General features: G+C 63.2%; 8 protein-coding genes and 1 pseudogene. 6 read left to right on the top strand and 3 right to left on the bottom strand.

Annotated elements, in window-relative coordinates:
• From G3574_RS06945 to G3574_RS06935, 3 genes and pseudogenes are all read right to left on the bottom strand, one after another.
• Positions 1-653: pseudogene (locus tag G3574_RS06945) on the bottom strand (benzoyl-CoA 2,3-epoxidase subunit BoxB); the annotation flags it as partial.
• 48 nt (positions 654-701) lie between these two features.
• Entirely contained in the window at positions 702-2,360 is a 1,659-nt protein-coding gene (gene boxC / locus G3574_RS06940; protein WP_163961421.1) for a 2,3-epoxybenzoyl-CoA dihydrolase, read from the bottom strand.
• Between the two features lie 237 nt (positions 2,361-2,597).
• Complete coding sequence (locus tag G3574_RS06935; protein WP_163961419.1) at positions 2,598-3,500, bottom strand: helix-turn-helix transcriptional regulator; 903 nt, start codon at positions 3,498-3,500, stop codon at positions 2,598-2,600.
• Between the two features lie 213 nt (positions 3,501-3,713).
• Between G3574_RS06935 and G3574_RS06930 the strand changes: the two genes are divergently transcribed.
• The 6 genes from G3574_RS06930 to G3574_RS06905 form a co-directional block, all read left to right on the top strand.
• Positions 3,714-4,187 (top strand): 4-hydroxylaminobenzoate lyase, encoded by a 474-nt coding sequence (locus tag G3574_RS06930; RefSeq protein ID WP_163961417.1) that lies wholly within the window; start codon positions 3,714-3,716, stop codon positions 4,185-4,187.
• A 16-nt stretch (positions 4,188-4,203) separates the two neighbouring features.
• Complete coding sequence (locus G3574_RS06925; protein WP_163961415.1) at positions 4,204-5,772, top strand: 3,4-dehydroadipyl-CoA semialdehyde dehydrogenase; 1,569 nt, start codon at positions 4,204-4,206, stop codon at positions 5,770-5,772.
• 129 nt (positions 5,773-5,901) lie between these two features.
• Positions 5,902-7,485: a benzoate-CoA ligase family protein gene (locus tag G3574_RS06920; protein WP_163961413.1), complete on the top strand. Its 1,584-nt coding sequence runs from the start codon at positions 5,902-5,904 to the stop codon at positions 7,483-7,485.
• A complete protein-coding gene (locus G3574_RS06915; protein WP_163961410.1) occupies positions 7,482-8,333 on the top strand; it encodes an alpha/beta fold hydrolase in 852 nt (283 codons plus the stop codon). Before G3574_RS06920 ends, G3574_RS06915 begins: the two co-directional genes overlap by 4 nt.
• The gene (locus G3574_RS06910) at positions 8,330-9,508 is read left to right on the top strand and encodes an ABC transporter substrate-binding protein (RefSeq protein ID WP_163961408.1); all 1,179 of its coding nucleotides are present in this window, start codon (positions 8,330-8,332) and stop codon (positions 9,506-9,508) included. Before G3574_RS06915 ends, G3574_RS06910 begins: the two co-directional genes overlap by 4 nt.
• A gap of 125 nt (positions 9,509-9,633) precedes the next feature.
• Positions 9,634-10,397, top strand: a 764-nt coding sequence (locus G3574_RS06905; protein WP_163961406.1) for a branched-chain amino acid ABC transporter permease, incomplete at its 3' end; no start/stop codon positions are given.

The raw sequence follows: 10,397 nt of genomic DNA, 5'->3' as shown, positions 1-10,397 counted from the left end.
AACTTGCCGTCGCGGTCGGTGAAGTAGGTGAACATGTAGAAGGCCAGCCAGTCGGGCGTTTCCTCGTTGAAGGCTTCGAGGATGCGCGGGTTGTCCTGGTCGCCGGAATTGCGCTGCAACAGGGCTTCGGCTTCCTCGCGGCCATCGCGGCCGAAGTACTTGTGCAGCAGGTAGACCATCGCCCACAGGTGGCGGCCTTCCTCGACGTTGATCTGGAAGAGGTTGCGCATGTCGTACTGCGACGGGGCGGTCAGGCCGAGGTGGCGCTGCTGTTCCACCGAAGCCGGTTCGGTGTCGCCCTGGGTGACGATGATGCGGCGCAGGTTGGCGCGGTGCTCGCCCGGCACTTCCTGCCAGGCCGACGAGCCCTTGTCTTCGCCGAAGTTGACCTTGCGGTTTTCTTCCTGCTGGGCGAGGAAGATGCCCCAGCGGTAATCGGGCATCTTGACGTGGCCGAAGTGGGCCCAGCCTTCCGGCGTGACGTTGATCGCCGTGCGCAGGTAGACGTCGAAGTTGGTCGAGCCGTCCGGCCCCATGTCTTGCCACCATTGCAGGTAATTCGGCTGCCAGTGCTCGAGGGCGCGCTGCAGGGTCTTGTCTTCCGACAGGTTGACGTTGTTGGGAATCTTTTCGCTGTAATCAATTGTGCTCACGGTGTAATCCTTTATAAATTCGCAGAATGTCAGTGATTAACGTCAGGCTTAAACGCGGTTCATGTCGAACTGGGCCTTGTTGCCGCTGCCGTAGACCTTGAGGGCGCCCGCTTCGCCAACGGCGTTCGGACGAATGAAGATCCAGTTCTGCCAGGCGGTGAGGCGGCCGAAGATGCGGGTCTCCATGGTTTCGCGGCCGTTGAAGCGCAGGTTGGCCTCCATGCCGGTCAATGCATCGGGCGACATGCTGGCGCGCTCTTCGAGGGCGAGGCGGGTTTCGTCGGCCCAGTCGAGATCGTCCGGGTCGGCGGTGACCAGGCCGAGTTCCATCGCCTTGGCTGCGTCGAGCGGCTTGCCCTTGCATTCGCGCACGGCGGCAATCGCTGCTTCGTCGCCATAGAATCGGCGGGCAAGGCGGGATTCGCCGGTCACCATCGGGAAGGTGCCGAAGTTGAGTTCGGACACGGCGATCTTCGGCGCCTTGACGGCGTCGTCCGGCAGCGCCAGCATGTAGATGCGGTCGGCGGCCAGCGCAACCTCGAGGAAGGTGCCCGCGAACGCCGAGCTTTCTTCGACGAAGGCGAACAGCGAGCGAGAGGTCACGTCGAGGCGGGCCAGCGTGCGGCGCAGCATGCCCATGGTCTCGCGCACCAGCCAGTGCTCCTTGTTGGCCACGAGCGTGGCATCGGCATCAAGCACCGCCTGCGGGTTGCCGGACGACTTCAGCACCCAGGTGCCGATGTCGAGTTCGTTGGTGCGCAGGTGCAGGATGGCATCATCCAGTTCACGGGTGAACTGCAGCGGCCACCAGTTGACCCCGGCGGCTTCGATGCCGGCCGCATCCTTGGGCAGCGCGGCGGTCGGCGCCTTGACGGTCAGCGTCGCGGTACGCGCTGCACGGTCGATGACAACGGTGACGAATTCATATTCCAGCGTGTCGCCGGCAAGCTTGCGGTTCAGCGGGGTCAGCTTGACACCGGCCGCCTGGTTCGGACGTTGCGATTTGTCCGCGAGTGCCAATGCATGCTGGCGCACGGTGTCGGCGAACTGCGCCGGCTTGGCCACTTCATCGACCAGTTTCCAGTCCTTCGCCTTCTGGCCGCGCACGCCCTCGGAGGTGGTGCAGAAGATATCGGCATGGTCATGGCGCACGTGGCGCTTGTCAGTCAGGCGCGTCAGGCCGCCGGTGCCCGGCAGCACGCCCAGCAGCGGCACTTCCGGCAGGCTGACCGAGGAGGAGCGGTCGTCGACCAGGATGATCTCATCGCAGGCCGCGGCCAGTTCATAACCGCCCCCGGCGCAGGCGCCATTGACCGCCGCCACGAACTTCAGTCCGCCGGTACGGCTGGAGTCCTCCAGGCCATTGCGCGTTTCGTTGGTGAATTTGCAGAAATTGACCTTCCACGCATGCGAGGACTTGCCGAGCATGAAGATGTTCGCGCCGGAGCAGAAGATGCGGTCGCGACCGCTTGTGATGACGACGGTCTTGACGGTCGGATGCTCGAAGCGGATGCGCTGGACTGCATCATGCAGTTCGATATCCACGCCGAGGTCATAGGAGTTCAGCTTGAGCTTGTAACCCTCCTTCAGGCCGCCCTCCTCGTTCACGGTCATCGTCAGCGTGGCGATGGGCCCATCGACGGCCAGGCTCCAGTGCTTGTAGCGCTCGGGCGACGTTTCGTAGTTCACAATCGGTGCGGTCGTCATGATGCTCCTTTCAAAGCTGTCGGTAGTATGCTGCAGTTCTTACGGTGTGAAAGCACTATATTGCAGCATAAAGACCATGTCAAGCAAAAAAGTGCATTAATCTTCGAACTGGATGCACTCAAGGTTTGTTGACGGAAACCAAGGGCTTTCGGCCGGGAGGACAGGAGCGCACGGGCGGCACGCAAAGAACAAGGGCCGCACACGGCGGCCCTTCGTAACAGCGGTCCGGGTTCCAAATCAATGCGATTGCACGACGTCCTGCAGCTTGTCGCGCAAGCCGAAGAAAGCAGCTTCTTGCGCCATGTCGCTGGTATCGAAAGCCAGATCGGCCTTGGAGTAGAACGCCGCACGGCTTTCCAGGATGTTCTTGAGGTCTTCCATCGCTTCACGGTTGCCGGCCATGGGCCGTGTGTCGCCCTGGGCCATGACACGCGACATATGTTCTTGCGGCGAGGCCTTCAGCCAGACCGTGTAGCAATGGGAAAGCAGGAGGTTGAATCCCGCCGGGTCCGACACCAGGCCGCCCGGCGTGGCGATGACCGCCTTGGGATAGCGGTGGATGATATCTTCGAGCGCCCGGTACTCGTAGCGACGGTAGGCGTTCGGACCATAGAGCGCATGGATTTCGGCAACGTTGCAGCCCGCAATGGCTTCCACATGCCGGCTCAATTCGATGAACGGCACCATCCAGTCGTCCGCCAGCATTCTTCCGATGCCGGACTTGCCCGCACCACGCAGTCCGATCAATGCAATCCGCTGCCGGCGCGAGGTTTCGCTGGTCGGCGCGTCGAAGATGTTGGCAATGGCGGACCTGGCCCTGGCAAGCTCTTTGTCGCCGCGGCCCCGCAGGATCTCCCGAATCATCAGCCATTCCGGAGACGCCGCGGTCTCGTCGCCGATCATCTCGGCCAGCGAACAATTCAATACCGAAATGAGCTGGCGGAGAAACTGGATCGACGGGTTGCCGACACCCGACTCCACATTTGCCAGGTGACGTTCCGATACGTCGGACAGCCTGGCCAGCGCTTTGCGCGTCAGGCCGCGGCGAGCCCGCAGGGCGCGGACGCGTTCACCCAAAGTAATTAGGTAGGGGTCTTTGTCTTCCGCGCTCGGCTCCGGCAGGTAAGGTTGCGCGGTCATGTTTCGGTTTTCCTTTGTTCAACCAAGGGCTGGAGTTGATTATCGCAAGTTTCAGTGCATCTACATGACGCTCGGATGAAATATATTTTGCGATACGATGCTTGACATATGCAAGATAGTACACCTACACTGCAATAAACAAGCACTATAGTCCGTTAAACGGTGCAGCATTTTGCAACTGCTCCCTCCCGAACAATTAAAGGAAGCCTTCCCATGGACGTCGCAAAGTTCCAGTCCCTGATCAGCCGGATTACCGAAGAAGTCAGCGGCAGCCCGCTGAACGGCTCGCTCGAATCCCATCTCAACGCGGAGCATGGCCCAGGGAGTTATCTGTACGAAGAGATATTTGAAGCCTGCAAGACGGGAGTCCGCGACGGCTGGCTCTGCAATCGAGAAGCCGACGGCATTCGCTTTGGCCGCGTGCTGAAAGCCACCGACGCAACGCATGGCTTTTCCGTGGATGTGGTCGACATGGACAACGTCGCCGGCCCCCATCATGTGCATCCCAACGGCGAGATCGACCTGATCATGCCGCTGAGCAATGGCGCCACCTTCGATACCCGCCCCGCCGGCTGGTGCGTGTACGAACCGGGCAGCGCCCATCGCCCGACCGTGGCCAGCGGACGCGCCCTCGTTCTCTACCTCCTTCCCCAAGGCGCGATCCAGTTCACGCCCGCTTCCCATTAACCCGACGGATTCCAAGATGACCGTGTTCCTCCGCAATTACCTGTCAGCGGCCTGGCAACCCGAAGGCGAAATCGGCAGCATCCTGCGCGATCCCGTTACCGGTGCTGAACTTGCGACCGTCGGCGGTCGCGCGCAAGGGCTGGAAGCCGGCTTCGCCTTCGCGCGTACCCATGGCCGCCAGGCGCTGCAGCAGAAAACCTATGGCGAACGCGCGGCCATGCTGGGCGAGATCGTCAAGGTCTTGCAAGCCAACCGCGATGCCTATTACGAGATTGCCCTGGCCAATTCGGGCACCACCAAGGCCGATTCCGGCGTCGATATCGAAGGCGCGATCTTCACGCTGAATTATTTCGCGAAGCTGGGCGGCAGCCTGGGCGACGCGCGCGTGCTGCTCGATGGCGCGCCCGCTTCTCTTTCGAAAGACCAGCTGTTCCAGAGCCAGCATATGCTGACGCCGGTGCGCGGCCTGGCGCTGTTCATCAACGCCTTCAACTTCCCGGCGTGGGGCTTGTGGGAAAAGGCCGCGCCTGCCTTGCTGTCCGGCGTGCCGGTCGTGGTCAAGCCGGCAACGGTGACCGCGTGGCTGACGCACCGCATGGTGGCCGACGTGGTCGAAGCCGGCATTCTTCCACCGGGCGCACTGTCCATCGTCTGCGGCAGCTCGGCGGGCCTGGTCGATTCGCTCGGCACCTTCGACGTGCTTTCCTTCACCGGTTCCGCGCAGACCGGCGCCACGATCCGCTCGCACGATGCGGTGGTCCGGCATTCGGTGAAAACCAACATCGAGGCGGACAGCCTCAATGCCTCCATCCTGGGCGAGGACGCTGGCCCGGGCACTCCCTCTTTCGATGCCTATGTCAGCGAACTGGTCCGGGAAATCACGACCAAGAGCGGCCAGCGTTGCACCGCCGTGCGCCGCGCGCTCGTGCCGCAGCGATACTACGAGGCGGTGGCGGGCGCGGTGGCCGACAAGCTGTCCGGGATCAGCGTCGGCAATCCCCGCAACCCGGATGTCCGCATGGGCGCCCTGGTCGGCCGCGAGCAGTACGACGCCGTAAAGGAAGGCACCGCTTTCCTGCAACGGGAAGCGCGGGTACTGTTCGACGGCAACCGCAATCCGCTGGTCGATGCCGACCCCGCGGTGGCGGCCTGCCTCGGCCCGACCCTGCTCGGCGTACACGATGGCGACCAGGCGTCCCTGGTCCATGACCATGAGGTTTTCGGGCCGCTATCCACGCTGCTTGGCTACCGCGACCAGGCACATGCGGTCGCCCTCGCCCACCGCGGACTTGGCTCGCTCGTCACCTCGGTGTTCAGCGCGGACGAACCATGGCTCGCGGCGACCGCCCTGGCCCTGGCCGGCTCGAATGGCCGCGTCCACACCGTCACCCCGGAAGTCGCCAGGACGCAGACCGGCCATGGCAACGTGATGCCCGCTTCCATTCACGGCGGGCCCGGCCGGGCCGGCGGAGGCGAGGAACTCGGCGGCCTGCGCGGCCTGTCCTTTTACCATCGCCGTACCGCCCTGCAAGGCTCCGCAGCGACCCTGCAAAAGCTGGGCCCGACCGCCACGCTGCAATACTGATGACGCTGTAACGACAGGCCGGCGGCCCCGGCTCTTATGATCGGGATCCCGGGGAATGACTGACGACTGCCGGTCCGAATGGACCACGGACGCTTGCCTTGCAACCTGACCGCGTCGATTGAGAGAATCATGGAGACGAAGATGAACCACACGCCGGCCGCCCCCCTGCCACAACGCTTCAATTTTGCCCGGTACATCCTGCAGACGAATTCCGGCCGGGCAAGCAAGACCGCCTATATCGACGATGACGGTCCGCTCAGCTACGGCGAACTGGACCAGCGCGTTCGCCGCTTTGCCGCCGCTCTCCGGAAGGCCGGCATTCATCCGGAGCAACGCGTCCTGCTGATGATGCACGACACCGTCGACCTGCCGACCGCCTTCCTCGGCGCCTTGTTTGCCGGTGCCGTGCCGGTGCCGGTCAACACCCTGCTGCCGGCGGAAGACTATGCCTACATGATCGAGCATAGCCGGGCCCGGGCCGTCGTCGTTTCCCATGCACTGCTGCCCTGCCTCCAGGACGCGCTGGCAAAGACCGGCGCGCGTCCGCTGGTGATCGTATCCGGCGGCGACGCCCCCGGGGGCGCAAGCACGATGGCCGGCATGCTCGACATCGAACCGCTGCAGCCGGAAGACTGCGCCGACACCCACGCCGACGACTTCGCCTTCTGGCTCTATTCCTCCGGTTCGACCGGCCGCCCCAAGGGCACGGTGCATTCGCATGGCAACCTGTACTGGACCGCCGAACTGTATGCCAAGCCGGTACTGGGCATCAACGAAAACGACATCGGCTTTTCCGCGGCGAAGCTGTTCTTTGCCTACGGCCTCGGCAACGGCCTGACCTTTCCGCTATCGGTAGGCGCCACCACGGTGCTGATGGCCGAACGCCCCACGCCGGCGGCAGTCTTCAAGCGCCTGACCGAACACAAGCCGACCATCTTCTTCGGCGTGCCGACGCTGTATGTCGCAATGCTTTCCTCCGACGCGCTGCCGCGCAAGGAAGACGTGGCCATGCGCGTGTGCACGTCCGCCGGCGAGGCGCTGCCGCGCGAAGTCGGGGAAAAATTCACCAGGCGCTTCGGCTGCGAAATTCTCGATGGCCTGGGATCAACCGAGATGCTGCACATCTTCATTTCGAATCGCGCCGGCAGCGTGCGCTATGGCACCTCCGGACGTCCCGTCGAAGGTTACGAGATCGAACTGCGCGATGAAACCGGGCATCCGGTTCCCGCCGGCGAAATCGGCGACCTCTACATCCGTGGCCCGAGCGCGGCCTTGCTCTACTGGAGCAACCGCGAGAAGAGCCGCGCGACTTTCCAGGGCGACTGGCTCAAGAGCGGCGACAAGTACGTGGCCGACGCCGACGGCTATTATGCGTATGCTGGGCGCAGCGACGACATGCTCAAGGTCAGCGGCCAGTATGTGTCGCCGATCGAGGTCGAGAATGTGCTGATCGAGCACCCGGCCGTGCTGGAAAGCGGCGTCATCGGCAAGACCGACGGCGAAGGCTTGACCAAGACGGTTGCCTACGTCGTGCTGAACAGGAGCGAAACGCCATCTGATTCGCTCGCCAACGATCTCAAGTCCTTCGTCAAGACCAAGCTGGCGCCGCACAAGTATCCGCGGGAAATTCATTTCGTTGCCGAACTGCCGAAGACGGCAACCGGCAAGATCCAGCGCTTCAGGCTGCGCGCCATCGACGCCGGGCTGCGATGAGACCCGCACAATTCCCCTCCCCGCGTGCCAGCGTCGACCTGGCCTGGCAAGACCGGAAGATCGCCCTCGAATACCAGTGGGTAGGAGTGGCAAGTGAGGGGCCGGTCGTCGTGTTCCTGCACGAAGGATTGGGATCGATCGACCTATGGAAGAATTTTCCGCATCGCTTTTGCGAGAAAAACGGCCTGACCGGCCTGGTTTTTTCGCGCTATGGCTATGGCCGCTCGACCCCGCGTCTGCCGGAAGAGCGCTGGCCCGTGAGCTTCATGCATGCGCAGGCGCACGATGTGCTGCCCCGGCTTTTCGACAAGCTGGACATCCGCAAGCCCTGGCTGTTCGGCCATAGCGACGGCGCATCCATCGCGCTGCTCTACGCAGCCTGGTTTTCCGACAACGTCAGCGGAATCGTCGTCGTCGCTCCCCACATTTTCGTGGAGGACAAGACGGTAGAGAGCATTGCCGCGGCACGCCAGGCCTACCTGTCGACGGAATTGCGGAACAGGCTGGCGCGTTATCACCAGGATGTCGATTCCGCGTTCTGGGGCTGGAACGACATCTGGCTCGACCCCGCATTTCGCACCTGGAACATCGAAGAATGCCTGTCGAGCCTTGCCTGCCCCGTGATGGCGGTGCAAGGCGAGGACGACGAGTATGGCTCGCTTGAACAGATCCGCGGCATCAAGAAAAAGGCGCCGCACACCCAACTGTCGATCTTTCCCCGCTGCGGCCATTCGCCGCACCGGGACCAGCCCGAAAAACTCATTCAAGAAGCCGGGCAATTCGTGCAAGACGCAATGCAAAACGCCACACGGAATATTCAAGCACTGAACCCAAGGAGACAACCATGACACGCCGTTTCAACCCTCTTCTCGCCGCAAGCCTTGCCATCGCCTTTGCCGCCGCATCCGCGCCCGCAATCGCCCAGGGCCAGGCGCCGATCAAGGTTGGCTTCATGCTGCCGGCCACCGGCACCTATGCCAGCCTCGGCAACATGATCGAGAACGGCTTCAAGCTCTACGTCGCCGAGCAGGGAGGCAAGATCGGCGGCCGCGACGTCCAGTATTTCAAGGTCGACGACGAGTCCGATCCGGCCAAGGCGGCGGACAACGTCAACAAACTGATCAAGCGCGACCAGGTCGACGTGCTGGTCGGCACGGTGCACTCCGGCGTGGCCACTACCATGGCCAAGGTGGCGCGCGACACGAACACGCTGCTGATCGTGCCCAATGCCGGCGCCGACGTGATCACCGGCGCCATGTGCGCGAAAAACATCTTCCGCACTTCCTTCACCAACTGGCAGCCGGCATTCGCAATGGGCAAGGTCGCCGCCGAGCGCGGCCACAAGAACGCGGTCACGATCACCTGGAACTACGCCGCCGGCAACGAGTCGGTCAAGGGCTTCCAGGAAGGCTTCGAGAAAGGCGGCGGCAAGGTCACCCAGAATCTCAACCTGCCCTTCCCCAACGTCGAGTTCCAGGCGCTGCTGACGCAGATCGCGTCGCAGAAGCCGGATGCCGTCTATGCCTTCTTTGCCGGCGGCGGCGCGGTCAAGTTCGTCAAGGACTACGTGGCGGCCGGCCTGAACAAGACGATTCCGCTGTATGGTCCGGGCTTCCTGACCGACGGCACGCTGGAAGCCCAGGGTGACGCGGCCCAAGGCATGCTGACCACCCTGCACTACGCGGACAACCTGAACAACCCGCGCGACAACGCCTTCCGCCTCGCCTTCGCGAAGGCCTACAAGACCAATGCCGACGTCTACGCGGTGCAAGGCTACGACGCCGCGCAACTGCTCGCCACCGGCGTCAAGGCGGTCAATGGCGACATCGGCAAGCGTGATCAATTCTTCTCGGCGATGCGCAGCGCCAGCATCGACAGCCCGCGCGGCAAGTTCACGCTGTCGCCCGCCGGCAATCCGGTGCAGGACATCTACCTGCGCGAGGTAAAGGGCAACCTGAACCAGGTCAAGGGCGTCGCCATCAAGGGCTTGTCCGATCCGGCGCGCGGCTGCAAGCTGGGTTGATCGCATCGATGCGATGACGCGGATGCGCCGTGCCGGCCAGATACAAGCTCAGGCCGCGCACGGCATTTCATTCTCTCAGACTCCCGGACCGGCGCTGCCTGCCGATTTCCGGGAACAGGATTGCCATGGATATTTCGACCTTCCTGGTCCAGTGCCTCAACGCGGTGCAGTACGGTCTGCTGCTGTTCCTGGTGGCCAGCGGCCTGACGCTCATCTTCGGCATCATGGGCGTGATCAACCTCGCCCACGGCAGCTTCTACATGATCGGCGCCTACCTTGCCTTTTCCATCGCGCCCTTCTTCGGCGACAACTTCATCCTGATGCTGCTGGCCGGCGTGGCGCTCAGCGCCATCTTCGGCTATGTCCTCGAATGGCTGTTCTTCAGCTACCTGTACCAGCGTGACCACTTGCAGCAGGTGCTGATGACCTATGCGCTGATCCTGGTGTTCGAGGAACTGCGCAGCATCCTCGTGGGCAACGACGTGCATGGCGTAAAGGTGCCAGCCTGGCTGTCGGGCGGGATGGCGCTGGGCGACATCATGACCTACCCGGTGTACAACCTGTTTGCCTCCGCCGCCTGCATCGTCGTGGCGGCCGGCCTCTACCTCGTGATGGACAAGACCCGCCTGGGCATGATGATCCGCGCCGGCGCGAGCAACCGCGACATGGTGCGCGGCCTGGGCATCAACATCCGCCTGCTGTACCGCATCGTGTTCGCAGCGGGCGTGGCGCTGGCGGCGCTGGCCGGCATGATCGCCGCGCCGGTCGCATCGGTCTATCCCGGCATGGGAGGGAATGTCCTCATCGTCTGTTTCGTGGTGGTGGTGATCGGCGGCATCGGCTCGATTTCCGGCGCCCTGATCGCTTCCCTGCTGGTCGGCTTCGTCGA

The sequence above is a fragment of the Noviherbaspirillum galbum genome, assembly GCF_010974945.1.
In the GTDB taxonomy this organism is placed as follows: domain Bacteria; phylum Pseudomonadota; class Gammaproteobacteria; order Burkholderiales; family Burkholderiaceae_D; genus Noviherbaspirillum; species Noviherbaspirillum galbum.
Note: the sequence above shows the minus strand (reverse complement) of the source record. Positions and strands in the feature narration are given on the sequence as shown.